22 protein-coding genes are annotated in these 23,720 nt (G+C 72.1%); 3 read left to right on the top strand and 19 right to left on the bottom strand.

Features of this window, described 5'->3' with window-relative positions; genetic code table 11:
* Positions 1 to 3: 3 nt before the first annotated feature.
* From ACFY8W_RS22555 to ACFY8W_RS22500, 12 genes are all read right to left on the bottom strand, one after another.
* Complete coding sequence (locus ACFY8W_RS22555; protein ID WP_005311352.1) at positions 4 to 312, bottom strand: DUF2469 domain-containing protein; 309 nt, start codon at positions 310 to 312, stop codon at positions 4 to 6.
* Between the two features lie 55 nt (positions 313 to 367).
* The gene (locus ACFY8W_RS22550; protein ID WP_391108293.1) at positions 368 to 898 is read right to left on the bottom strand and encodes an NUDIX domain-containing protein; all 531 of its coding nucleotides are present in this window, start codon (positions 896 to 898) and stop codon (positions 368 to 370) included.
* 176 nt (positions 899 to 1,074) lie between these two features.
* Positions 1,075 to 1,839, bottom strand: a complete 765-nt coding sequence (gene lepB / locus ACFY8W_RS22545) for a signal peptidase I (RefSeq protein WP_391107928.1) — start codon at positions 1,837 to 1,839, stop codon at positions 1,075 to 1,077.
* Between the two features lie 72 nt (positions 1,840 to 1,911).
* Positions 1,912 to 3,051: a signal peptidase I gene (gene lepB / locus ACFY8W_RS22540; protein ID WP_391108290.1), complete on the bottom strand. Its 1,140-nt coding sequence runs from the start codon at positions 3,049 to 3,051 to the stop codon at positions 1,912 to 1,914.
* The gene (gene lepB / locus ACFY8W_RS22535) at positions 2,957 to 4,030 is read right to left on the bottom strand and encodes a signal peptidase I (protein ID WP_391107926.1); all 1,074 of its coding nucleotides are present in this window, start codon (positions 4,028 to 4,030) and stop codon (positions 2,957 to 2,959) included. The genes lepB (ACFY8W_RS22540) and lepB (ACFY8W_RS22535) overlap by 95 nt, the downstream gene beginning before the upstream one ends.
* Positions 4,023 to 5,039 (bottom strand): signal peptidase I, encoded by a 1,017-nt coding sequence (lepB, locus tag ACFY8W_RS22530; protein ID WP_391107923.1) that lies wholly within the window; start codon positions 5,037 to 5,039, stop codon positions 4,023 to 4,025. The genes lepB (ACFY8W_RS22535) and lepB (ACFY8W_RS22530) overlap by 8 nt, the downstream gene beginning before the upstream one ends.
* A gap of 38 nt (positions 5,040 to 5,077) precedes the next feature.
* A complete protein-coding gene (rplS, locus tag ACFY8W_RS22525) occupies positions 5,078 to 5,428 on the bottom strand; it encodes a 50S ribosomal protein L19 (RefSeq protein ID WP_391107920.1) in 351 nt (116 codons plus the stop codon).
* Positions 5,429 to 5,557: 129 nt separating this feature from the next.
* A complete protein-coding gene (trmD, locus tag ACFY8W_RS22520; RefSeq protein ID WP_391107917.1) occupies positions 5,558 to 6,379 on the bottom strand; it encodes a tRNA (guanosine(37)-N1)-methyltransferase TrmD in 822 nt (273 codons plus the stop codon).
* A complete protein-coding gene (gene rimM / locus ACFY8W_RS22515) occupies positions 6,379 to 7,092 on the bottom strand; it encodes a ribosome maturation factor RimM (protein ID WP_391107914.1) in 714 nt (237 codons plus the stop codon). Before rimM ends, trmD begins: the two co-directional genes overlap by 1 nt.
* A gap of 76 nt (positions 7,093 to 7,168) precedes the next feature.
* Positions 7,169 to 7,408 carry an RNA-binding protein gene (locus ACFY8W_RS22510; protein WP_056566048.1) on the bottom strand — a complete coding sequence of 80 codons (240 nt, stop codon included), beginning with the start codon at positions 7,406 to 7,408 and terminating at the stop codon, positions 7,169 to 7,171.
* 2 nt (positions 7,409 to 7,410) lie between these two features.
* Positions 7,411 to 7,848 (bottom strand): 30S ribosomal protein S16, encoded by a 438-nt coding sequence (gene rpsP, locus ACFY8W_RS22505; RefSeq protein WP_391107911.1) that lies wholly within the window; start codon positions 7,846 to 7,848, stop codon positions 7,411 to 7,413.
* 211 nt (positions 7,849 to 8,059) lie between these two features.
* Positions 8,060 to 8,653 (bottom strand): hypothetical protein, encoded by a 594-nt coding sequence (locus tag ACFY8W_RS22500; RefSeq protein ID WP_384421813.1) that lies wholly within the window; start codon positions 8,651 to 8,653, stop codon positions 8,060 to 8,062.
* Between the two features lie 356 nt (positions 8,654 to 9,009).
* On the opposite strand from ACFY8W_RS22500, the gene ACFY8W_RS22495 reads away from it, so the two are divergent.
* Positions 9,010 to 9,735: a methyltransferase domain-containing protein gene (locus tag ACFY8W_RS22495; protein ID WP_391107908.1), complete on the top strand. Its 726-nt coding sequence runs from the start codon at positions 9,010 to 9,012 to the stop codon at positions 9,733 to 9,735.
* Between the two features lie 48 nt (positions 9,736 to 9,783).
* Here ACFY8W_RS22495 and ftsH read toward each other — a convergent pair whose 3' ends face one another.
* The 6 genes from ftsH to ACFY8W_RS22465 all read right to left on the bottom strand — a co-directional run bounded on the left by ftsH (position 9,784) and on the right by ACFY8W_RS22465 (position 19,694).
* Positions 9,784 to 11,703, bottom strand: a complete 1,920-nt coding sequence (ftsH, locus tag ACFY8W_RS22490; RefSeq protein WP_391107906.1) for an ATP-dependent zinc metalloprotease FtsH — start codon at positions 11,701 to 11,703, stop codon at positions 9,784 to 9,786.
* A gap of 141 nt (positions 11,704 to 11,844) precedes the next feature.
* Positions 11,845 to 13,398 carry a signal recognition particle protein gene (gene ffh, locus ACFY8W_RS22485; protein WP_391107903.1) on the bottom strand — a complete coding sequence of 518 codons (1,554 nt, stop codon included), beginning with the start codon at positions 13,396 to 13,398 and terminating at the stop codon, positions 11,845 to 11,847.
* Between the two features lie 323 nt (positions 13,399 to 13,721).
* The gene (locus tag ACFY8W_RS22480; RefSeq protein WP_391107900.1) at positions 13,722 to 16,163 is read right to left on the bottom strand and encodes a [protein-PII] uridylyltransferase; all 2,442 of its coding nucleotides are present in this window, start codon (positions 16,161 to 16,163) and stop codon (positions 13,722 to 13,724) included.
* Between the two features lie 26 nt (positions 16,164 to 16,189).
* Positions 16,190 to 16,528, bottom strand: a complete 339-nt coding sequence (locus ACFY8W_RS22475; RefSeq protein WP_004924863.1) for a P-II family nitrogen regulator — start codon at positions 16,526 to 16,528, stop codon at positions 16,190 to 16,192.
* Positions 16,525 to 17,865 (bottom strand): ammonium transporter, encoded by a 1,341-nt coding sequence (locus ACFY8W_RS22470; RefSeq protein WP_391107897.1) that lies wholly within the window; start codon positions 17,863 to 17,865, stop codon positions 16,525 to 16,527. Before ACFY8W_RS22470 ends, ACFY8W_RS22475 begins: the two co-directional genes overlap by 4 nt.
* A 353-nt stretch (positions 17,866 to 18,218) precedes the next feature.
* The gene (locus tag ACFY8W_RS22465) at positions 18,219 to 19,694 is read right to left on the bottom strand and encodes a hypothetical protein (RefSeq protein ID WP_391107896.1); all 1,476 of its coding nucleotides are present in this window, start codon (positions 19,692 to 19,694) and stop codon (positions 18,219 to 18,221) included.
* Between the two features lie 424 nt (positions 19,695 to 20,118).
* On the opposite strand from ACFY8W_RS22465, the gene ACFY8W_RS22460 reads away from it, so the two are divergent.
* Positions 20,119 to 20,772 (top strand): bifunctional DNA primase/polymerase, encoded by a 654-nt coding sequence (locus tag ACFY8W_RS22460; protein WP_391107894.1) that lies wholly within the window; start codon positions 20,119 to 20,121, stop codon positions 20,770 to 20,772.
* Between the two features lie 85 nt (positions 20,773 to 20,857).
* Here ACFY8W_RS22460 and ftsY read toward each other — a convergent pair whose 3' ends face one another.
* Positions 20,858 to 22,078, bottom strand: coding sequence for a signal recognition particle-docking protein FtsY (gene ftsY / locus ACFY8W_RS22455; protein WP_391107892.1), 1,221 nt, complete (start codon positions 22,076 to 22,078; stop codon positions 20,858 to 20,860).
* 115 nt (positions 22,079 to 22,193) lie between these two features.
* Between ftsY and ACFY8W_RS22450 the strand changes: the two genes are divergently transcribed.
* Positions 22,194 to 23,660, top strand: coding sequence for a cytosine permease (locus tag ACFY8W_RS22450; protein ID WP_391107889.1), 1,467 nt, complete (start codon positions 22,194 to 22,196; stop codon positions 23,658 to 23,660).
* The last annotated feature ends 60 nt before the right edge of the window (positions 23,661 to 23,720 follow it).

Genomic DNA, 23,720 nt, shown 5'->3' with positions numbered 1-23,720 from the left:
GTATCAGCTGCCGGGAAGCTCGAGGTCGCTCTTGTTGAGCTCCTCGATGTTCACGTCCTTGAAGGTGAGAACACGGACCTGCTTGACGAACCGGGCCGGCCGGTACATGTCCCAGACCCAGGCGTCGGCCATGGAGACCTCGAAGAACACCTCGCCCTGGACCGAGTGCACCTGCATCTCGTAGTCGTTGGTGAGGTAGAACCGCCGCTCGGTCTCGATCACGTATTTGAACAGCCCGACGACGTCGCGGTACTCCCGGTAGAGCTTCAGCTCCATCTCGGTCTCGTACTTCTCGAGGTCCTCGGCGCTCATGGCATGTTCCCCTTCAGCCGTGCGTCCCCCTATTGTGCGCCAGTCGCCCGTGCCCCTAAACGATTTCCGGGGCGAGGTCGAGCGGCTTGCTCGGGGGTCCTTCGTCGAGCAGCGCGTCCAGCAGCTCGGCGAGTCTGTTGGGGTACACCGTCTCACGGGCCGCCGACAGTTCGGCGGAGGTCCACCATCTCAGGCCCGCGACGCTCCGGGCCTCCAGCTCGGTGAGCCCGCCGGGGGCGGTGGCGGTCTGCGTGGTGCGGGCCAGGTAGTACCACTCCTCCTGGTCCCAGCGGCGGCCGGCGAAGGGGAACGAGCAGTAGCGCCGCCACAGCACGGGGCCGAGTTCCACGTCGGTGATGCCGGTCTCCTCGGCGAGTTCGCGCAGTGCGGCCTGCTCGTGGGTCTCGTCGCCCTCGATGCCGCCTCCGGGCGTGAACCACCAGGTCTGGGCGGGGTCGTCGGGCTCGTATCCGTGGAGGAGGAGGATGCGGTCGTCGGGGTCGAGCAGGACGACCCGCGCCACCCGCCGCCGCTCGACCGCCTCCGCGGCCTCTGCTGCGTCAACCGCCTCGACCGCCTCGACCACGGGCTCGCCGCGCCCCTCGCCCGCCGCCGCCAGCCCGTCGCCCGTTGCCGTCACGTCGTCGGTCCCGGCCGCCACGCCCTCGTCCCCCGCCGCCGGCCCCTCGCCCGCCGCCGTCAGCCCGTCGCCCGTTTCCGTCACGTCGCCGGTCCCGGCCGCCACGCCCTCGTCCCCCGCCGTCATGCGTTCACCCTGTCCTCGGACTTCCCCGCGGACGCCGCCGCGGGCTTCCTGGAGCCGGCGCCCAGGCGCCTGGCCAGCGGGCCGTACGCGGCTCCGGCAAGGATCAGTACACACCCGGCGACGATCGCGGAGAAGAGCGGCACGACCGGGCCGGGCCGGGAGATGCCGCCGGGCAGGTCGGCGAAGCCGGCGGGCCTTTCAAGGACGCCCTCGGCGGGCCAGGCGACGGCGTCGACGCGCCCGACGACGGCCGAGCGCGGCACCGAGCCGTGGCCGGCCTCCTGGAGGTGGGCGCGGGAGTCCATCGAGGTGTGCCGTTCGTCGCCGAGCAGGAAGAGGCTTCCGTCGGGCACGGTCGCGGAGAACTTCTGCCCGGACGCGGCCTTCCCGGCCTGCAGATACGGTTCGTCGACCGGCTTGCCGTTGATGGTGAGGCGACCGTCGGCGCCGCAGCAGGCGACGGTGTCGCCGCCGACGCCCACGACCCGCTTGACCATGGTCACGTTGCCCCAGAGCGGGTCCTGGAAGACGACGACGTCGCCGCGCTTCACGTCCGCGCCGTCGACGCGCTCGGCGAGGACCTTGGAGCCGACGTCGAGCGTCGGGGTCATGGAGTCGCTGGGCACCGAGAAGGGCTGGTAGAGGACGGCCCCGACGACGAAGCCACCGAGGAAGAGCACGAAGCCGACGGCCACGGCCAGCCCCGACAGGACACTGCCGAGGCGGCCGTGGCCGTCCTTCGTACGCGGTTCGACGCTCATGGGCACCTCGGGCTCGGGAGATCCGCCGGCCGTCCGCACGACGGTCCGGGACGGCACCCTACCCGCGGGTCGCTACTGAGCGGTATGGGCGGACGCGGCTCCCACGGGGGCGGAGAGCTTCCTGCGCCGCCACAGCACCAGCGGGAGCGCCCCGGCGAAGCCGAGCGCGCCCGGTGCGACGGCCAGCGCCTGGCTGAGGCCGGGCTGGTCGAAGGTCTCCGGGACGGGCAGGGTGGCCCAACGGGTCACCGGCCAGGCGACGACCACGGCCCGGCCCACGACCTCGTCGTTGGAGACGGTGCCGCCGCCCGCGAGCTCCATGTGGAAGCGGGAGTCGAGCGAGTTCTGCCGGTTGTCGCCCATGACCCAGATACGGCCCTCGGGGACCTTGACCGGGCCGAAGGCCGGATCGCAGGGCACCGAGCCCGGGTGGAGGTAGGCGCTCTCGTCCAGCTCCTTGCCGTTGACGACGACCTTGCCGCCCTCCTTGCAGGAGACCGTGTCGCCGCCGATCGCGATGACCCGCTTGATCAGGTCCTTCTCCTCGGCGGACGGCATGAGGCCGATCCAGCTCAGAACCGTCTGCAGCGCGTTGGGCTCGGGCGTGTTGCCGTCCTCGAGCCAGCCGCCCGGGTCGTGGAAGACGACGACCTCGCCGCGCTCCGGCTCCGAGCCGAACCACGGGGTGAGCTTGTCGACGAGGACCCGGTCGCCCCGCTGGAGCGTGTTCATCATCGAGTCCGAGGGGATCGAGAACGCCTGCACCAGGAAGGTCTTGATCAGCAGCGCGAGCACGAGCGCGATGCCGATGAGCAGGGGCAGTTCCTTCCAGAAGGAACGCGGCTTCTTCTGGGCGCGGCCGCCGCGGCCCGACGGGCCCTCGTCCCCGCCGCTGCCGTCGCCGCTGCCGTCGCCGTCACCGTCCTGGAAGCCGCCGTCACCGTCCGGGCCGCCCGCAGGGGCCCCCGTCGGACCGCCCGCGGGGCCCCCGGCCGGACCGCCCGCCGGGCCGGAACCCGGCATCGCGCCCTGGTCCGCACGCTGCTCGGAGCCCTGACCCGGGTGGTCGCCCGGGCGCTGGGCGGAGCGTGGGTCGGGGTCCGGGTGGCCCGTGGCGTCATCCGTCATGGCCGCCGCCGACGGGACGGGCCGCTCGGGCCGCTCGGGCCGCTTCTCGGGCTCGCCGTGTCCGGATCGTGCGCCGACGGCCAAATCCCCCACATCCACTCCTCAGTCCGTGCAATCGCCCGCCCCGGAACAGGGACAGGCCCACCACTCCCATAACGAGCAGAAGTTCCGCAGGGGTCGGGAGCCGGGGCAATCCGTTCAGATCATGCCGGTAAACACTATGCGACACGCCTGGTGGACCGGCCGCGTCCGCCCCGCCGCGGCTCGCCGCCGGTTCCGGTACGGACGCGAAGGTCGCACGCTCCTCGAGGCCGCGCCAGTGGCCGACCGGCCAGGCGATGACGACGGCCCGGCCGACGATCCGGTCCTCCGCGACCGTGCCGTGCTCCGGCTCGTCGAGGTGGAAGCGCGAGTCGGCGGAGTCGGAGCGGTGGTCGCCCAGCACGAAGACCCTCCCCTGCGGGACCTTCACCTCGAACGGGATCTTCGAGGGCTCGTTCCCCGGGTGCAGATACGGTTCCTCCAACGCTACGCCGTTGACGGTGATCCGCCCGTCGGCTCCGCAGCACTTCACGGTGTCCCCGCCGACCGCGACGACCCGTTTGATCAGGTCCCGTTCGTCGGCCGAGGGCAGCAGTCCGATGAAGGTCAGCGCCTGCTTGAGCTGCTTGAGGCCGACCGGGTCGTCGGTCGGCGGTGCGGCCTCCTGCTGGAGCCAGTTGCCGGGGTCCTCGAACACCACGACGTCTCCGCGCCGCGGCTTCGAGCCGAACCAGGGGGTCAGCTTGTCGACGAGTACCCGGTCGTCGATCCGGATCGTCTGCTCCATCGAGCCGGACGGGATCACGAAGGCCTGCACCAGGAAGGTCTTCAGTACGAGGGCGATGAGTACGGCGACGGTGACGAGGAGCGGGATCTCCGTGATGGCGGAGCGCCGGCGCCGCCGCTTGACCTTACGGGCGAGCCTGCGCCGCTCGGCCCGCCCCGGAGGCGTACGGCCCGCGCCGTCCGGTTCGGCGCCGGCCCCGCGGCGGCCGGCGGGGGCCTTGCCCCGCCTACCCATGACCGCGGCCGCGCCCCGCCGCGTGGCCGCCTCCGGTCCACTGCGGTACGGAGGCGAAGGCGTCGGTCTCCGGCACGGTGGACCAGCGGGCGAAGGGCCAGCCGATCCAGTCGGCGCGGCCGACGACCTCCTCGACGGGGACGACGCCGCCGCCGGGCTGGCCGAGGTGGTCGCGGGAGTCGCTGGACTGGCTGCGGTGGTCGCCCATCACCCACAGGGTGCCGTCCGGTACGACGATGTCGAAGGGCACGCTGGACGGCTGGTCGCCCAGCATCACGTACTGCTCGCGCACGGGGACGCCGTTGACGGTGATCCGGCCGTCCTTGTCGCAGCAGACCACGCGGTCGCCGCCGGTGCCGATCACCCGCTTCACGAAGTCGGTCTCGTCGGGCTCGGCGAGGCCGAGGGCCGCGGCCGCGTCGTGCAGGAGGCCGGTGACCGGGTTGCCCGAGGGCTCCTCCTGGACGAAGGAGCCGGTGCCGTCGAAGACGACGACGTCACCACGGCGCGGCTCATTGCCGAAACGGTACGCCAGCTTGTTGACCAGGATCCGGTCGCCGATCTGGAGGGTGGGCTCCATCGAACTGCTCGGGACCAGGAAGGGCTGGAGCACGAAGTGGCTGAACAGCAGCAGGAAGACCACGCAGGCGAGGCCGATCACGCCCGTGCGGCGCCAGGTCAGGAACGCGGGCGGCTCGCCCGCCTCTTCTTCCGGAGCCCCGGAACCTCCGCCCGACGGAGCACCGGAGACCCCGCTTTCCGGCCTCTCGGAGACCCCGCCCTCCGGGCCCTCGGACCCGCCGCTCTCCGGACCCTTGGAGACCCCGTCCTCCGGGCCCCCGCACGCGCCGCTTTCCGGACCCTCGGAGGCCCGGCCCTTCCGAGCCCCGGAGAGCCCCGTCCGCGAAGCCCCGGAGGCCGCATTCGTCCCGGAAACGCGCGCGGAGCGCGACCGCTCCTCCTCGCCGGAGGAGCGGTCGCGCTCCGTGTGCTGTGCTTCGGTGTCCATCGGGGGCGAGCCTATCCCGCCGCCCTGTGGGCCGATGCTCAGTTGTCGCGCTTCTCCTTGATCTTGGCGGCCTTGCCGCGCAGCTCACGGAGGTAGTAGAGCTTGGCGCGACGGACGTCACCGCGGGAGACGAGCTCGATCTTCTCGAAGATCGGGCTGTTCACCGGGAAGGTGCGCTCGACGCCGACGGAGAAGGAGACCTTGCGGACCGTGAAGGTCTCGGAGACGCCCGAGCCCTGACGGCGGATGACGACACCCTTGAACTGCTGGATGCGGGAGCGGTTGCCCTCGATGACGCGAACGTGGACGTTCACGGTGTCACCCGGACGGAAGGACGGGACGTCGGAACGCAGCGAAGCGGCGTTCACCTGGTCGAGCAGGGAGGCCATGGAGGTCTCTTTCCTCGCTGATGCCACAGGTCATCAGCGGTACGTACGAATGGTTGGTGATCGCCGTCCGTGCCTGGCGGGCGTCGTTCCCCCTGTGGCAGGGGCGCGCGCCGGACGCACGGCAGCGGCCTATTCTTCCACGGTCTCCGGCCTGCGCCAAAATCGGCCGCCGGGCTCGGGGGCCCAGCCCAGCATGGAGAGGATCTCCCGGTCCTTCTTGTCGAAGGCTGCGGGGTCGCAGCGCTCGATCAGGTCCGGGCGGTTGGCGGCGGTGCGCCGGAAGGCCTCGTCACGGCGCCAGCGGGCGATCTTGCCGTGGTGCCCGCTGAGCAGGACGTCCGGGATGCCGCGGCCGCGCCACTCCGGGGGCTTGGTGTAGACGGGGCCTTCCAGGAGGTTGGCCATGGCGCCCGGGGCGAAGGAGTCGTCGCGGTGCGACTCGGCGTTGCCGAGGACACCGGGCAGCAGCCGGGCCACGGCCTCGGTGATCACCAGGACGGCGGCCTCGCCGCCGGCCAGGACGTAGTCGCCGATGGACACCTCGTAGACCGGCATCCGGGTGGCGTACTCGTCCATCACGCGACGGTCGATGCCCTCGTACCGCGCGGGCGTGAAGATCAGCCAGGGCCGCTCGGAGAGCTCGACGGCGAGCTCCTGGGTGAAGGGGCGCCCGCTGGGGGTGGGGACGACGAGGACCGGCTCGTGCGCGCCGGCCTCGAAGCCGTCCGCGAGGGCCTGGTCGAGGGCGTCGCCCCAGGGCTCGGTCTTCATGACCATGCCGGGGCCGCCGCCGTACGGGGTGTCGTCGACCGTGTTGTGCCGGTCGTAGGTCCAGTCGCGCAGGTGGTGGACGTGCACGTCGAGCACGCCGCGGGCGCGGGCCTTGCCGACGAGGGAGACGTTCAGCGGCTCGAGGTACTCGGGGAAGATCGTGACGACGTCGAGGCGCATCAGGAGGCGTCCTTGCCGGCGTCGTTCTTCGTCTCGGCGGAGTCCTGCTCGGCCGCATCGGTCTGCTCGGCGTCCCGGCCCCGCTCGGCGGCCTCGGCCTGCTCGACGTCGTCGCCCCGCTCGGCGCGCTCGCCCCGCTCGGCGGCCGCGGTCCGGTCGGCGTCCTCGGCCTCCGCCTCGCGCGCGGACGCGACGACGGCCTCGCTGTCGTCGATCAGGCCGGGCGGCGGGGCGATGACGGCTCGCTGGTTCTCCAGGTCGATCTCGGTGACGATCTCCGAGACGAAGGGGATCATCAGCTCGGTGCCGTCGGGCCGTTCCACGATGAACAGGTCCTGGGACGGCAGGTGGGAGATCTCGGAGATCACGCCGACCTCGGTGCCGTCGGCGAGGACCACGTCGAGGTCCACGAGCTGGTGGTCGTAGTACTCGTCCTCCTCCTCGGGCAGCTCGTCGGGGTCGACGTCGGCGATGAGGAGGATGTTGCGCAGGGCCTCGGCCGCGGTGCGGTCCTTGACGCCCTCGAAGCGCAGCAGCAGCCGGCCGCTGTGCACCCGGCCGGTCTCGATGGTCAGCGGCCCGGCGGAGGCCGGGTCGGTGTGCAGGACGGCGCCGGGTCCGAGCCGCAGCTCGGGCTCGTCGGTCCGCACCTCGACGGTGACCTCGCCCTTGATGCCGTGGGCGCGGCCGATCCGCGCGACTACCAACTGCACTGGTGATCTCTCCTGTCGTACGACAACGGGCCGGGGCGGGCCGTCGGCCCTCCCCGGCCCGTGCCGGTGTCAAACTTCAGCGGACCTGGTCCACGTCGACGAGGTCGACCCGGATGCCACGGCCGCCGATGGCGCCCACGACGGTACGCAGCGCACGCGCGGTGCGGCCGTTGCGGCCGATCACCTTGCCGAGGTCGTCGGGGTGGACCCGGACCTCGAGGACGCGCCCACGGCGCAGGTTGCGCGAGGCGACCTGCACGTCGTCGGGGTTCTCGACGATGCCCTTCACGAGGTGCTCGAGAGCCTCCTCGAGCATGATCAGGCCTCGGTCGACTCGGTGGACTCGGCCTCAGCCTCGTCCGCCTTGGCCTTCTTGGCCTTCGGGGTGATGGCCTCACCCTTGGCGTCGTCGCCCTCGAGAGTCTTGGCGAACTCGTCGAAGGAGGCGCGCTTGGCTTCCTTGGTCGCCGGGGCGAGCAGCGGCTTCTCCGGGGCCGGGAGGCCCTTGTGCTTCTGCCAGTCGCCGGTGAGCTTCAGGATGGCGAGAACCGGCTCGGTCGGCTGGGCGCCGACGGACAGCCAGTACTGCGCACGCTCGGAGTCGACCTCGATGCGCGACGGGTTGTACGTCGGGTGGTAGAGGCCGATCTCCTCGATCGCACGACCGTCCCGGCGGGTGCGGGAGTCGGCGACGACGATGCGGTAGTGCGGCTGGCGGATCTTGCCGAGGCGCTTGAGCTTGATCTTGACTGCCACTGGAGTGGTGTCTCCTGGTCTTGACGTGGTTGGGCACTTGAGATGCCACGTGGGGTTGCGGTACTCGGGTGCCCGATGGACGCGTCAGCCGGAGGAGAGAGGGGTCCTGTGCGACTGTCGAGTACAGCTAGCCATTGTGCCACACGCCGTGGGGTCGGCCGTCCGTGGTCCACCGTCCCCGGGTCCCCCGGCCCGGGTCGGCCGAACCGGGTCAGCTCGCGGCGCCCACCGTCTCCGGGATCCGGAACGGCTTTCCGCAGCCGCCGCAGACGATCGGCGCCTGGGCGAGCACGGACGGCACCACGCGTACGTTGCGCCCGCAGTCGCAGACGGCCTTGACGCGGACGCCGCCGCCCGAGGAGCCGTGGCGGGCGGCGGGTCCGCGGAAGGAGCGCTTGGTGTCGGCGGCGGTCGCGACGGTGTGGGCCTTGAGCGCGCGCTGGAGGCGCTCGATGGTGGGCCGGTAGCGCCGCCTGGCCTCCGGGTTCAAGGTGACCAGGGAGAAGCCGCTGCTGGCGTGCGGTTCCTCGGGATGGTCCAGGCCCAGCTCCTCGGCGATCGCGAGGAATCTGCGGTTGTGGTAGCGGCCGGCCCGTGAGGTGTCGCGGACACCTCGGGCGGCGGCGATGCCGTGGACTGCCTCGTGGAGCAGTCGTTCGAAGGAGAGCTCGGCGCCGCAGGCGGACGAGGACTCTCCGATCAGGGACTCGGGCGCGGCAAGGTCGGGCAGCTCGGGGTGGTGCCGCTGAATGTCGGCCCACGCCTGTGCCAGCTCTGCGGCGAGAACAGGTGGTGTCGTGCTCACGTCGGGTACAACGAGCCGGATCCCCTCCGGGTTCCATTCCGGGGCAACTCAAATATTTTGCACGTACCCGTCAGTCGGTACGGATGTGGGGGGAGCGCGCGTACGGCGCATACGCCCCGGCGCGCGGGCAGGTCACGCGCACCGGAGCAGTGTGGGAGGGACAGTACCGGGCGTCTGCCCGATCTCGGGCATCGCCCCCTCCCCCGGCGGGAGTTCGTGGCCGGATCCCGCGCCCGGGGCCCGGGGCCGAAGCCCGTCCGGCCCCAGCACTGGACGGCGGCGCGCCGACGCAGTTCCCTGGCTACGGGGGGTTGTCGTCCGAGTACGGATCCGAGTGACGGATTGGGGCGCTTTCCATGACACCTACGCTCGTCCCGCACCACCCCGCGCGTGACTGGGCAGAGATCCAGGAGCGGATGCTCGTCCCGCTCTACGAGGCGGTGTACGGCCGGCTCGGCGTGGGCGCCGGCTCGCGCGTGCTCGGCCTCGGCTGCGGTTCCGGCCTTGCCCTGCTGATGGCGGCCGGGCGCGGGGCGCGGGTGGCCGGCACCGACCCGGACCACGCGCGCGTGGCGCTGGCGAGGGAGCGGCTGCCCGGGGTTCCGCTCACGGTGTCCGGGCTGCCGGAGGGCGGCCCGTACGACGTGATCACGGCCTTCCACGGCACGGCCGGTGCGGCCGGGGGCCTGGCGGCGGCCACTCCGATGGCGGAACGGGGCGCGGCCGTCGTGCTCGCGGGCTGGGGTCCCGCCGAGCGGTGCGCGACGACGTCGGTGCTGCGGGTCGCGGCGCGGCTGGCGGACCGGCGCCCGGCGGAGCGGGACGCCCTCGAGGAGACGGCCGCGGCGGCGGGTCTGCGGCCGGACGGCTCGGGGCGGGTGGCGTGCCCGTTCGGCTACGCGGACCGGGACAGTGCGGTGCGCGGGCTGCTGTCGACGGGCGAGTTCGACGCGGCCGTACGGGCGACGGATCCGGACCAGGTGGAGAAGGAGCTCCTGGAGGCGCTGGAGCCGTACGTCCGGGCTGACGGGACGGTGTGGATGGCGAACGTCTTCCGGTACGTGGTCGCCCGGGTGGTCTGAGACGGCCGTCAGGACCTGTCCGGCCCTGATCCGCCGGACACCCCCTGGCTAGGCCTCCTTGCCCAGGCGCGGGATGCCCGCCGCCCGGTAGGCCTCGGCCTCCTCCAGGGTCTCGGCGGCCAGCAGGGCCTCGGCGAGGGCGTCGAGCTTGTCGCGGTGTTCGCGGAGCTGGCGCAGGGCGCTCTCGTAGCACTCGTCGACGATGCGGCGCATCTCCTCGTCCACGGTGTCGAGGGTGGCGGGCGCGGCGGAGAGTCCGTAGGCCTGCTGGGCGTCGCCGGGGATGGCGGTGAGGCGGCCGACGCGTTCGCTCATGCCCCAGCGTCCGGCCATGCCGCGCGCGATGTTGGTGACCTGTTCCAGGTCGCTCTCGGCGCCGGTGGTGATGACGCCGAAGACGACCTGTTCGGCGGCCATGCCGCCGAGCGCGCCGATGATCCGGCCGCGCAGGTAGTCCTCGGTGTAGGCGTACTTGTCGGACTCGGGCGTGGAGAGGGTGACGCCGAGGGCGCGGCCGCGGGGGACGATGGTGATCTTGCGGACGGGGTCGGCGCCGGGCTGGAGCATGCCGAGGAGGGCGTGGCCGCTCTCGTGGTAGGCGGTGCGGCGGCGCTCCTCCAGGGGCATGACGAGGGGGCGTTCGGCGCCGAGCTGGACCTTTTCCAGGGCGTCGGAGAGGTCGGACTGGGTGACGGCCTGCTGCTGGCGTTTCACGGCGAGCAGGGCGGCCTCGTTGGCGAGGTTGGCGAGTTCGGCGCCGGTCATGCCGGGGGTGGTCTTGGCGACGTGTTCGAGGTCGACGTCCTGGGCGAGGGGGATCTGCCGGGTGTGGATCCTGAGGATGGCCTCGCGGCCGCCGCGGTCGGGCGGGTTGACGTGGACGATCCGGTCGAAGCGGCCGGGGCGGGTGAGGGCCGGGTCGAGGACGTCGGCGCGGTTGGTGGCGGCGAGGACGATGACGCCTTCGGAGCCGGTGAAGCCGTCCATCTCGGTGAGGATCTGGTTGAGCGTCTGCTCGCGCTCGTCGTGGCCGCCCATGCCGGCGCCGGCGCCGCGGGCCCGGCCGATGGTGTCGATCTCGTCGATGAAGATGATCGCGGGTGCGACCTTGCGGGCCTCGTTGAACAGTTCGCGGACCCGGGAGGCGCCGACGCCGACGATCATCTCGATGAACTCGGAGGCGGAGGCGGAGAAGAAGGGCACGCCCGCCTCGCCGGCGACGGCCCGGGCGAGGAGGGTCTTGCCGGTTCCGGGCGGTCCGGCGAGCAGTACGCCGCGGGGCATCTTGGCGCCCATGTCGCGGTAGGCGTCGGGGTTCTTCAGGAAGTCGACGACGTCGTTGAGCTCGCCCTCGACCTCGTCGATGCCGGCGACGTCCTCGAAGGTGGTGCGTCTGCCGCCTTCGAGTTCGACGGGCTTGGGCGGGGCCTTGCGGCCGAGCATGCCGCCGGCGCCGCCCATGCCGGCGCTCATGCGGCGGGCGATGAACACCCACAGGAGGACGAGCAGCAGCATCGGGGCGAGCGAGATGAGCAGGTTGGCGAGGAAGCTGCGTTCCTGGACGACCGGTTCGGCGGTGACGGTGACGTTGTTCTTGGTGAGCTGGGCCCACAGGTCGTCGTCGGCGAAGGCGGGCCGCTGGGTGATGAACTTGGTGTAGTCGCCGTCGCCGCTGGGGACGGGCTGCTTGTTCTTCAGCTGGCCCTGGATGGCGTCGCCCTTGGAGTAGATCTTGGTGACGTTGCCGGCGGCGACCTGCTTGTCGAACTCGGTGTACGAGATCGTCGGGCCCTCCTTCTCGTTGAAGAAGGACAGCACGAGGTTGGCGATCAGGTAGACGACGAGCGCGGTGAGGATGAGTCCGCCCCAGCCGCCGGGCATCTTCTTCTTGGCCGGCGGGGGCGGCGGGGCCCCTTCCGAGCGCCAGGGCTGGTCGGTCCGGTCGCGCGGGGGTACGGGGTTGGCCACGGGCTCTCCTCGGGGCGTCAGTGGCCCCAGTATCGAAGACCTGGTCAATCCCGGCATTACGGGTGGGCTGACGGTACGAAAAAGGGCCCGGGACGGTTTCGCACCGCTCCGGGCCCCTTCGTACGGCGTCCCGGGGAGCCGTCAGCCCATGAACTTCTTGAACTCGTCCGGCAGCTCGAAGTCGCCCGGGCCCTGGCCCGCCGCCGGCAGACCGAAGGCGCCGCCGGCCTGCGCCTGCTCGCGCTTCGCCTGGGCGGCCTGCTCCTCGGCCTTCCGCTTCATCGGGTTGCCGCTCTTGCGCTTGCCCTTGGCCTGCTTGACCTGCTTCTTCTGCCGGCCGGGGCCGCCGCCCATGCCCGGGATCCCCGGCATGCCCGGCATGCCGCCGCCCTGGGCCATGCGCGACATCATCTTGCGGGCCTCGAAGAAGCGCTCCACCAGGCCCTTGACGGCGCTGACCTCGACGCCGGAACCCTTGGCGATGCGGGCGCGGCGCGAGCCGTTGATGATCGTCGGGTCCTGGCGCTCGGCCGGGGTCATCGACTTGATGATGGCGCCGACGCGGTCGACCTCGCGCTCGTCGATGTTGGCGATCTGCTCCTTCATCTGGCCCATGCCGGGCAGCATGCCGAGGAGCTTGGAGATGGAGCCCATCTTGCGGACCTGCTCCATCTGCGCCAGGAAGTCGTCGAGCGTGAACTCCTGGCCCTTCTTGGACGCCAGCTTGGAGGCCATCTTGGCGGCCTCTTCCTGGCTGAAGGTCTGCTCGGCCTTCTCGATGAGCGAGAGCACGTCGCCCATGCCGAGGATGCGGGACGCCATGCGGTCCGGGTGGAACGCGTCGAAGTCGTCCAGCTTCTCGCCGTTGGAGGCGAACATGATCTGCTTGCCGGTGACGTGCGCGATGGAGAGCGCGGCACCACCACGGGCGTCGCCGTCGAGCTTGGAGAGCACCACGCCGTCGAAGCCGACGCCGTCGCGGAAGGCCTCGGCCGTGTTGACCGCGTCCTGACCGATCATGGCGTCGACGACGAAGAGGATCTCGTCCGGCGACACCGCGTCGCGGATGTCGGCGGCCTGCTGCATCAGCTCCTGGTCGATGCCGAGGCGGCCGGCGGTGTCGACGATGACGACGTCGAACAGCTTGGTGCGCGCGTACTCGATCGAGTCCTTCGCGACCTGGACCGGGTCGCCGACGCCGTTGCCCGGCTGCGGGCCGTAGAAGGCCACGCCCGCGCGGTCGGCGACGACGGAGAGCTGGTTGACGGCGTTGGGGCGCTGGAGGTCGCAGGCGACGAGCAGCGGGGAGTGCCCCTGGCCCTTGAGCCAGAGACCGAGCTTTCCGGCGAGGGTGGTCTTACCGGCACCCTGGAGACCGGCGAGCATGATCACGGTCGGCGAGGTCTTGGCGAACCGCAGACGGCGGGTCTCGCCGCCGAGGATGCCGATGAGCTCCTCGTTGACGATCTTGATGACCTGCTGCGAGGGGTTCAGCGCCTTGGAGACCTCGGCGCCGAGCGCCCGCTCCTTGACGCGGGAGATGAACGCGCGCACGACCGGGAGGGCGACATCGGCCTCGAGGAGGGCGATACGGATTTCCCGGGCCGCGGTGTCGATGTCCTGCTCGGAGAGGCGGCCTTTACCCCGGAGGGACTTGAAAGTCGCGCTGAGGCGGTCGGAAAGCGTATCGAACACGGTGGTCGCGATTCCTCGGGTCGGGGTGGGCAGTCACCCAAGGGTATCCGGCCCGGGGAGACAGGTGCCCTGGACGGTACGGGACGGGGCACCTGCCCGGTCCGTCCGGCGGATCAGGACCGGACGGGCCGCGGCGTCCGGAGCGTCGGCCTCCCGGGGCCCGTCCGCCGGACCGGCCCGGTCAGCGCAGGGCATCCGCGGTGCCGTGCGGGCGGCGCGGACCCGGCCCTCATCCGCCGGACCGGCCCCGGGTCAGCGCAAGGCATCGGCGTGCCGCGCGGGCGGCGCGGACCCGGCCCTCATCCGCCGGACCGGCCCCAGGGTCAGCGCAGGGCGTCCTCCAGTGCCTTCGCCAGCCCGGCCGCCTCCTCCGGTGCGAGCAGGGAGCCGTCGGGGCGGGTCACGTACAGGGTGTCGACGGCGTTCGCGCCGAGGGTCGAGACGTGGGCGCTGCGCAGCCGGACCTCGGCGCCCTCCAGGGCGCGGCCGATGCGGTGCAGCAGGCCCGGCGCGTCCTGGGCGCGGACCTCCAGGACGGTGGCGAGGCGGGAGCCGGCCTCGGCGACGGTGACCCGGGGCGGCGGGGCGGTGACGCCGCGGCGCCTGGGGTAGGCGGCGTCGCGTTCGGCGAGCCGGGCGGGCACGTCGAGGGAGCCGTCGAGGGCGCGGACCAGGTCGGCGCGGAGCCGGTGGGCCTCGGGCAGCGAGCCGTACTCGGCGGCGACCCGCCAGTCGAGGATCAGGACGGGGCCCTCGCCGAGCTCCCGGGGCAGGGCGACGGCGCGCAGCTCGGCGGTGCGGACGGTGAGGCGGTGCAGGGCGAGGACGCCGGCGACGGCGGGCAGCACCCCGGGGCGTTCGGGCAGCGCGACGAGCAGTTCCACGCCGACCGGTTCGGGTTCCTCGGTCGCCTCGACGGGTTCGGTGCGGAGGGCGAGGACGGGTTCGCCGGTGCGCAGGGCCTCGATGCCGAGCCGTTCCTGTTGGGCGCTGGGTGCGGCGGCCTCGGGGTCGGGGAGTTCGTCGCCCGAGAGGACGCCGGCGACGCGTTTGACGAGGTCCGCGACGAGCGAGGCGCGCCAGGAGGACCAGGCGGCGGGGCCGGTGGCGAGCGCGTCGGCCTCGGTGAGGGCGTGCAGGAGTTCCAGGGCGCCGAGGGTGCCGACGGCCTCGGCGACGGTCCGCACGGTGGCGGGGTCGTCGAGGTCGCGCCGGGTGGCGGTCTCGACGAGGAGCAGGTGGTGGCGGACGACGGTGGCGATGACGGCGGTGTCGGCGCGGTCGAAGCCGATGCGGGTGGCGACGTCGCGGGCGATGGTCTCGCCGGCGACGGAGTGGTCGCCGGGCCAGCCCTTGCCGATGTCGTGCAGGAGTGCGGCGACGAGCAGCAGGTCGGGCCGGTGGACGCGGCGGGTGAGGGAGGCGGCGCGGACCGCGGTCTCGACGAGGTGCCGGTCGACGGTCCAGGTGTGGACGGGGTTGCGCTGGGGACGGCAGCGGACGCGTTCCCAGTCGGGGAGGAGCCGGGTGACGAGGCCTTCGGCCTCCAGGGCCTCCCAGACGGGGACGGTGGGCTCGCCGGCGCCGAGCAGGGTGACGAGTTCCTCGCGGGCCTCGGCGGGCCAGGGCACGGGCAGCGGCTTGGCGGAGGCGGCGAGGCGGCGTACGGCGTGCAGGGAGAGCGGGAGGCCGGCCTGGGCGGCGGCGGCCGCGGCGCGCAGCGGCAGCACGGAGTCGCGTTCGGGGCGGGCGCTGAGGGCGAGGACGACCTCGCCGTCCATCTCGACGACGCCCTCGGCGAGCGGGGTGCGGGCGACGGCCGCCTTGGCGCCGCCGGAACGGCCGAGGAGCGCGCGGAGCTTCGGCCGGGCGGTGCGGGCCTTGATGACGCGGTTGACCTCGCGCCAGGTGACGTCGGAGGCGTACGAGACGGTGCGGGCGGCCTCGTACACCTCGCGGAGCAGGGTGTCGGCGTCGAGCAGGCCGAGCTCGGCGGCGACGGCGTCCTGTTCCTGGAGGGCGAGCCGGTCGGTGGCGCGCCCGGTGGCGAGGTGGAGGGCGTCGCGGGCGTCGAGGAGGCGGCGGCGGGCGTCGTCGAGTCCTTCGCGCGGGGCGTCGGCGAGCCAGGAGGCGGCGACGGCGCGCAGTGCCTGGGCGTCGCGCAGGCCGCCGCGGGCCTCCTTGAGGTCGGGTTCGAGGAGGTACTGGAGCTCGCCGGAGCGTTCGGCGCGCTCGCGGCACAGTGCGTCGAGCTCGGGGAGCCGGCGGGTGGCCTGGTTGCGCCAGTCGGCGAGGACGGCGGTGCGCAGGGCGGCGACGAGGCCGAGGTCGCCGGCGACGGGCCGGGCGTCGAGGAGGCCGAGCTGCACCTTGAGGTCCTCGGCGGCCGTGCGGCGGGCTTCGGCGGTGGTGCGTACGGAGTGGTCGAGGGCGAGGCCGAGGTCCCACACGGGGTACCAGAGGCGGTCGGCGAGGGCGGCGACGGTCCCGGCGTCGGCGCTGCCGTCGTGGAGCAGGAGCAGGTCGAGGTCGCTGCGCGGGGAGAGTTCGCCGCGGCCGTAGCCGCCGACGGCGACGAGGGCGACGCCGCGTGGCGGCCCGGCGGCCTCGAACAGTCCGGCGAGCCAGTCGTCGGTGAGCCGGGCCAGGGCGGTACGGCGCGGCGGCCCGGACCGCGTCTTCTCGGTGAGAAGGCGCAGCCGGGCCGCCGCGTAACCGCTGGGTCCCGAATCTTCGGTTTCCTTGTGTGTGTCGAGGCTCGTCACCAGCGGCTCCTGTCCGTTTCCGGGAGTTACAGCGCGTCGGGTCCGCGTTCGCCGGTGCGGACCCGTACGGCGGTCTCGACCGGGACGCTCCACACCTTTCCGTCACCGATCTTGCCGGTACGGGCGGCCTTCACGACGACATCGATGAGCTGTTCGGCGTCGTCGTCCTCGACGAGGACCTCGATGCGGATCTTGGGCACCAGGTCGACGGTGTACTCGGCGCCCCGGTAGACCTCGGTGTGGCCGCGCTGGCGGCCGTATCCGCTGGCCTCGGTGACGGTGAGCCCGTGGACGCCGAAGGCCTGCAGGGCCTCCTTGATCTCGTCGAGCCGGTGCGGCTTCACGACCGCGGTGATGAGCTTCATGCGTCCACCTTCGTGTTCTGCGTCGGGGCGGGGGCGGCGGCGGTGCGCGGGGCGATGCCGCCGCCGGCGCCGCTGAAGTCGTACGCGGTCTCGGCGTGCTCGACCTGGTCGATGCCGGAGACCTCGTCGTCCTCGCTGACCCGCATCCCCATCGTCTTGTCGATGAGCAGCGCGAGGATCGCGGAGGCGACCAGAGAGTAGGCGAGGACGGAGAAGACGCCGATCGCCTGCTTGCCGAGCTGCTCGAGGCCGCCGCCGTAGAAGAGGCCCTTGGCGGTGGACTGGACGCCGCCGGTGGCGAAGAAGCCGACGAGGAGGGAGCCGACGACTCCGCCGACGAGGTGGACGCCGACGACGTCGAGGGAGTCGTCGTAGCCGAGCTTGTACTTCAGGCCGACGGCCATGGCGCAGAGCAGACCGGCGACGGCACCGATGGCGATCGCGCCGAGCGGGGAGCAGGAGCCGCCGGAGGGCGTGATGGCGACGAGGCCGGCGACCGCGCCGGAGGCGGCGCCGAGGGTGGTGAAGGAGCCGTGGCGCAGCTTCTCGTAGATGAGCCAGGCGAGCATGGCGGCGGCGGTGGCGACCTGGGTGTTGACGAACATGACCGCGCCGACGCCGTCGTCGTTGCCGAGCCACGAGCCGGCGTTGAAGCCGAACCAGCCGAACCAGAGGAGACCGGCGCCGAGCATGACCAGCGGGAGGCTGTGCGGGCGCATCGGGTCCTTCTTGAAGCCGACGCGCTTGCCGATGACGAGGATCACGCCGAGGGCCGCGGCACCGGCGTTGATGTGGACGGCGGTGCCGCCGGCGAAGTCGATGACGCCCATCTCGAAGAGCCAGCCGCCGGTGCCCCAGACCCAGTGGGCGACGGGGAAGTAGACGATCGTGACCCAGAGGGTGATGAACAGGGCCCAGGCGGTGAACTTCACACGGTCGGCGAGGGCGCCGCTGATGAGGGCCGGGGTGATGATGGCGAACATCAGCTGGAAGACGGCGAAGACGTACACCGGGATGGTGTAGCCGGGCCACAGTTCGGTGATGCCGATGCCGCTGAGGCCGACGTATTCCGAGGACCAGCCGAAGAGCGAGGCCGAGTCGGTGCCGAAGGCGATGCTGAAGCCGTAGAGCACCCACAGGATCGTGACGATCCCGAGGCTGATGAAGCTCATCATCAGCATGTTGAGGGTGGACTTGACGCGGACCATGCCTCCGTAGAAGAAGGCGAGGGCCGGGGTCATCAGCATGACCAGGGCGGAGCAGATGAGCATGAACCCGGTGTTCGCGGCGGACAGCGTGGGCGTGTCTGCCGCCAGGGTCGTGATGGCTGCTGCCATCGGCGTCTCCTCGTCGTCGGTACGGCCTGTGCGGGGCGGGGCCGGAGAGCGGCTTCGGCCATGAGGGGTGGCCGGTTATGCGCCAGAGATTCGCGCAGGCCGGTTTCCGCCGATGCCGCTCGATGTTTCGCCGCAGTGACGAAGGTGCGGGGCGTGTTACGCCGTCGTGAACGCCAGGGTCACGGGGAGGTAACGGGCGTAGCATCCGTCGCCCCCTGGGGCGGGACGCGAACCGGCCGCGCCGGTCCGTCCGTGTGTCCTTGCGGCGGGGGAGCCGAGTCGGGCTTACGGGACGGCCGGCGCGGCCGGAGTCTGCGGGGGCGGTGCGGCGGTACGGGGGCTGCCCGGGGTGCTCAGACGGCCTCGGCGGTCTCGGGGAGCAGCGCGGTGAGCCGGTCGGTGAGGTGGACGACCTCGGCGATGTCGCCGTAGTCGCGGGCGGCGGTGTCGACGGTCTTGCGGAGCCGGGTGTTGACCCGTTCGGAGCGGACCTTGCGGGCGATGCCGAGTGCCTTCTCGGCGAGGACGACGGACTGCTCGGGCTCGCGCTTGAGGAGGTGGACTGTGGCCATGCCGATGAGGTTGAGGGCGTACGAGCGCTGGTGCTCGGGGTCCTTCTCGAAGAGCTCGACGGCCCGCTCCATGACGGGCTCGGCGAGCGAGGCGTAGGTGGGCGAGCGGCCGGCGACATAGGCGAGGTCGCGGTAGGAGTGCGAGTTCTCGCCGTTGAGCTCGGCCTCGGAGAAGAAGCGGATCCAGTCGGGCTCGGGCTCGCCGTCGAGACCGACGTCGGCGAAGGTGTCCTCGGCCATCCGCACGGCCCGCTTGCACTTGGAGGGCTGGCCCATGTTGGCGTAGGCGCGGGCCTCCATCGCATACAGCATGGCCTGGGTGCGCGGGGTGGCGCAGTCCCGACTGCCGTACTGGGCGAGGTGGATGAGTTCGAGGGCGTCGTCGGGCCGGCCGAGGTGGATCATCTGGCGGCTCATCGAGGAGAGGATGTACGAGCCGAGGGGCTTGTCGCCGGCCTCCTTGGCGGCGTGCAGGGCGAGCACGAAGTACTTCTGGGCGGTGGGCTGGAGGCCCACGTCGTAACTCATCCAGCCGGCCAGTTCGGCGAGTTCGGCGGCGCACTTGAAGAGGCGTTGGGCGATGGCGCCGGGCTGCGGCTCCTGGAGCAGGTCGGTGACCTCGTGGAGCTGGCCGACGACCGCCTTGCGGCGCAGTCCGCCGCCGCACTGGGCGTCCCACTGGCGGAACATGGCGGTGGTGGACTCGAGCAGGTCGAGCTCGACCGGCGAGAGCCGGTGCGGGCGCCGGTCGTCGGCGGCGGCCGCGGGCCGCTCGGGCTCGGCGACCGGGGTGGGCACCAGCCAGCGCTGCATGGGCTCGATGAGGGCGGGCCCGGCCGCGAGCTGGAGCGAGGAGCCGAGGAAGCCGCGGCGGGCGAGCATCAGGTCGCTGCGGGAGAACTCGCTGAGCAGGGCGACGGTCTGGGGCCCGGCCCAGGGCAGGTCGACCCCGGACACGGAGGGCGACTGGTGGGCGGTGCGCAGTCCGAGGTCCTCGACGGCGACGACGGAGCCGAAGCGCTCGGAGAACAGCTCGGAGAGGATCCGCGGGATGGGCTCGCGGGGCTGCTCGCCGTCGAGCCAGCGGCGCACGCGGGAGGTGTCCGTGGAGATGTGGTGGGCGCCCATCTGGCGCGCCCTGCGGTTCACCTGGCGCGCCAGCTCGCCCTTCGACCAGCCGCTGCGCACGAACCACGAGCTCAGCTGCTCGTTCGGGCGCTTGCCGGCAGTCGAACCGTCTGCGCCGTTGCCGCCCACTGGAACGCCCCCATCCACCTGATGTCGTCTGCGCGAACCCTTGCCAGAATGCCGTGTTCCGCGGCGCCCGTCCGGCGTTTTCGCTCCTTCGAACGGAAAAACGGGTTGCCTCCGGCATACCCGCGCGTGCGCTTCGCCCCGGGGTTCGTGTACCGAAGGTAATCCTACGATCACCCGTCCGGGCATGGCGTTTCAAGAAACGCCACCATTCGCCACCCCTTCGAATGAACTCACCACGGGCGGAACGCGATTCACTTGACAGGCGAAGGATCGGGGTCGACGAACCGGGGCGCGAGGAGGCGCGTGTCGCGGTACGCACCACCGGCCACACCACCGCACGCCCTGGGCGCCGGTGACCGTGGCAGATCGTGACGGTGGCTCTCCGGTCCGTAACCACCGGCGCGTCCGACCCGTTGGAGGGGGCATGGGCTTCACGATCGGCGGCATTCGTGAGAAGCGGTCCGGCTCACGTCGCCGCGTACGCACCACGGAGTGCACAGCGGTGGCCGAGTACACCGGACTGTGGGGCTGGGACGTGGTCCCCGGAGCGCGGGCGGCGGCCGGCCGGTGTTCCTGCGGCGATCCCTCCTGTACGGCCCCGGGCGCGCATCCCCTCTCCTTCGCCGAGCCGGTCCCGGCCGGCGCGGGACTCGACGTCGCGACGAAGGCGTGGTCGGAGTACCCGGGGGCGACGATCCTGCTGCCGGTCGGCCGGTCCTTCGACGTGATCGAGGTCGCCGAGGCCGCGGGCCGCCGGGCCCTCGTCCGCCTGGAGCGGATGGGGCTGCCGCTCGGGCCGGTGTGCGCGACGCCGACGGGCCGGGCGCGGTTCTTCGTCGCCCCGGGCGCCGCGGCCGAGCTGCCGCAGCTGCTCTACCGGATGGGCTGGGACGACGCCGATCTGGACCTGCACTGCCTGGGCCCGGGAACCCATGTCACCGCCCCGCCGTCGGACCTGGGCGGTCTCGGCCCGGTCCGCTGGCTGCGCCCGCCGACCCTGGACACGGCGGGGGCGCCGCCGCAGGCACGGCTGCTGCTGGGCACGCTCGCGTACATCTGCCACCGCACGCACTTCTGACCGGGGCGCGCGGCGCATACGGGAAGGGCCCCTGCCGTTGAGCTGCGGCAGGGGCCCTTTCTCGTACGCGCTGCGCGTCCGGGACTCAGTCCCCGATGAGGGCGTCGACGAACGCGCCCGGCTCGAAGGGGGCCAGGTCGTCCGGGCCCTCGCCCAGGCCGACCAGCTTGACCGGGACGCCGAGCTCGCGCTGGACGGCGACGACGATGCCGCCCTTGGCGGTGCCGTCGAGCTTGGTCAGGACGATGCCGGTGATGTCGACCACCTCGGCGAATACCCGGGCCTGGATCAGACCGTTCTGGCCGGTGGTGGCGTCGAGGACGAGGAGGATCTCGTCGAGCGGGCCGTGCTTCTCGACGACGCGCTTGACCTTGCCGAGCTCGTCCATGAGGCCCGTCTTGGTGTGCAGCCGGCCGGCGGTGTCGATGAGGACGACGTCGGCCTTCTCGGCGATGCCCTCCTTGACCGCGTCGAACGCGATCGACGCCGGGTCGCCGCCCTCCGGGCCGCGCACGGTGCGCGCGCCGACCCGCTCGCCCCAGGTCTGCAACTGTTCGGCGGCGGCGGCGCGGAAGGTGTCGGCGGCGCCGAGGACGACGGACTTGCCGTCGGCGACCAGGACGCGGGCGAGCTTGCCGGTGGTGGTGGTCTTGCCGGTGCCGTTGACGCCGACGACCATGACGACGCCCGGGACGTCCTCGGGGCTCTCCGTCCTCACGGTGCGGTCGAAGTCGCCGAGCAGGGCGACGAGCTCCTCGCGGAGCAGCCCGCGCAGCTCCTCGGGCGTGCGGGTGCCGAGCACCTTCACACGCTCGCGCAGCCGCTCGACCAGCTCCTGGGTGGGCGCGACGCCGACGTCGGCGGTGAGGAGGGTCTCCTCGATCTCCTCCCAGGTGTCCTCGTCCAGGTGCTCGCGGGACAGCAGCGAGAGCAGTCCCTTGCCGAGCGAGTTCTGGGAGCGGGCGAGCCGGGCGCGGAGCCGTACGAGACGGCCGGCGGTCGGCTCGGGTACCTCGATCTCGGGAGCCACGAGCTCCTCGGCGGCCGGCTCCTCGACCACGACCGGGGCCTCGGTGGCCTCGGCGGTGGGGAGCTCGACCTCCTCGACGGTGCGGCGTGGTTCTTCCCGCGGTGTCTCCGCCTCGTCGCCGACATGCGGCTCGGCGGGCGGAGCGGTGATGGTCGGCGTGGTGGACGGCGGCTCGGCCGGCGGCAGCTGCTTCTTCTTGCGACCGCTGACCACGAGCCCGCCGGTCACGACGACCGCGACGGCCAGAGCGATGACTACAGCAAGGATGAGTTCCATAACGGGTACCAGTATCGGCCACGAAGGCGCCGGGGGCGGAGCACGCCGTGAAGGGGTCGGGCGCGCGGCACGTAAAGTGTGTGCTTCCCCCACATCTGTACGACGGAGTACCCCTATGTCCCACGCGTCCGAGTCCGAAGGCGCGAAGAGCGGCGGCACCATGGAGAGCCGCGGCCTCGAACCCGTGCCCGACGCCGAGCGGACCGGCCGGGTCCGGGAGCTGTTCCCCACCTGGGTCGCGGCCAACATCAGTGTGCTGCTGCTCACCATGGGCGCCGGTCTGATCGTGTTCAACGGCCTGAACTTCTGGCAGGTCCTCTTCGTCGCGGCGGCCGCGCCGGTCCTGTCGTACGGCATCGTCGGCCTGATCTCGATCGCCGGGAAGCGCGGCGGCGCGCCGGGCATGGCGCTGTCGCGGGCCGTCTTCGGTCAGCGCGGAAACCTTTTTCCTGGGTCGCTGATCTGGGTGGCGCGCTGGGGCTGGGAGACGATCAACGCCGTCACCGGCGCCTACGCGGTGCTCACGGTGCTGGACCTGCTCTTCGGCGTGAAGTCGAACACCTTCCTCATCGTGGTGACGCTGCTGGCCTTCGTGTCCTGCACCTTCCTGGTGTCCGGGCTCGGGATCAACGCGCTGCGGGTGTGCAGCAAGTGGTCGACGTACCTCTTCGGCGCCTTCTCCGTGCTCGTCCTGGTCCACCTGGTGGCGAACACGGACTGGTCGGCGGTCTTCGCGAAGCCGGCCGGGTCGACGGCGATGCTGGTCGCGGGCGTGGGCACGATCGCCGCGGGCGGCATCAGCTGGGTGCCCTCGGGGCCGGACTTCACGCGCTACCTGCCGCGCACGGCCTCCTCGAAGGGCGTGGTCGGCTCCACGGTCGGCGGCGCGGGGATCGTGGTGCTGCCGATGGTGCTGATGGGCGCGGTGATGGCGGTGGCGACGCCGGACCTGGCCTCGGCGCAGGACCCGGTGTCCTTCATCGGCGAGCTGCTTCCGGCCTGGATCTCGGTGCCGTACCTGCTGATCGCGCTGATCGGGATGCTGCTGATCAACTCGATGTCGATGTACTCGGCGGGCTTCACGGCGCAGACGCTCGGCATCAGGGTGTCGCGGGCGGCGGCGGTGAGCGTGAACGCGGTGATCAGCCTGGTCTTCGGCTTCCTGCTGATGGTGGTGGCGAGCAGCTTCATCGGCTCGTTCATCTCCTTCCTGACGCTGCTCGCGGTGGCGTTCTCGGCGTGGATCGGCGTCTTCGGCGTCGACATGCTGAGCCGCCGGACGTACGACGCGCAGGCGTTGATGGACACCACGCGGACCAGCGCGTACTGGTACCGGGGCGGTTTCGCCTGGCAGGCGATGACGGCGTGGGGCGTGGCCCTGGTGGTGGGCCTGCTGTTCACCAGGGTCGACTGGTTCGCCGGCCCGCTGGCGAACTCGTGGATCGGGGAGAACGGTCTGGGCTGGGCGGCGACGATCGTGGTCGCCGGCCTGCTGTACGCGGTGCTGCCGCGGGAGCGGGCTGCGGAGCCCGCTGGGGAAGGGGCGCGGCCCGCCGAGGAGACCGAGCCGGTCCCGGTCTGATCCTCGCCGCACGTACCGCACCCGTTCCCATCTGACATGGCGTCAGATAACGTCCCCCTC

The sequence above is a fragment of the Streptomyces sp. NPDC012637 genome, from assembly GCF_042954805.1.
GTDB lineage: Bacteria > Actinomycetota > Actinomycetes > Streptomycetales > Streptomycetaceae > Streptomyces.
This window is presented reverse-complemented; position numbering and strand designations above follow the sequence as displayed.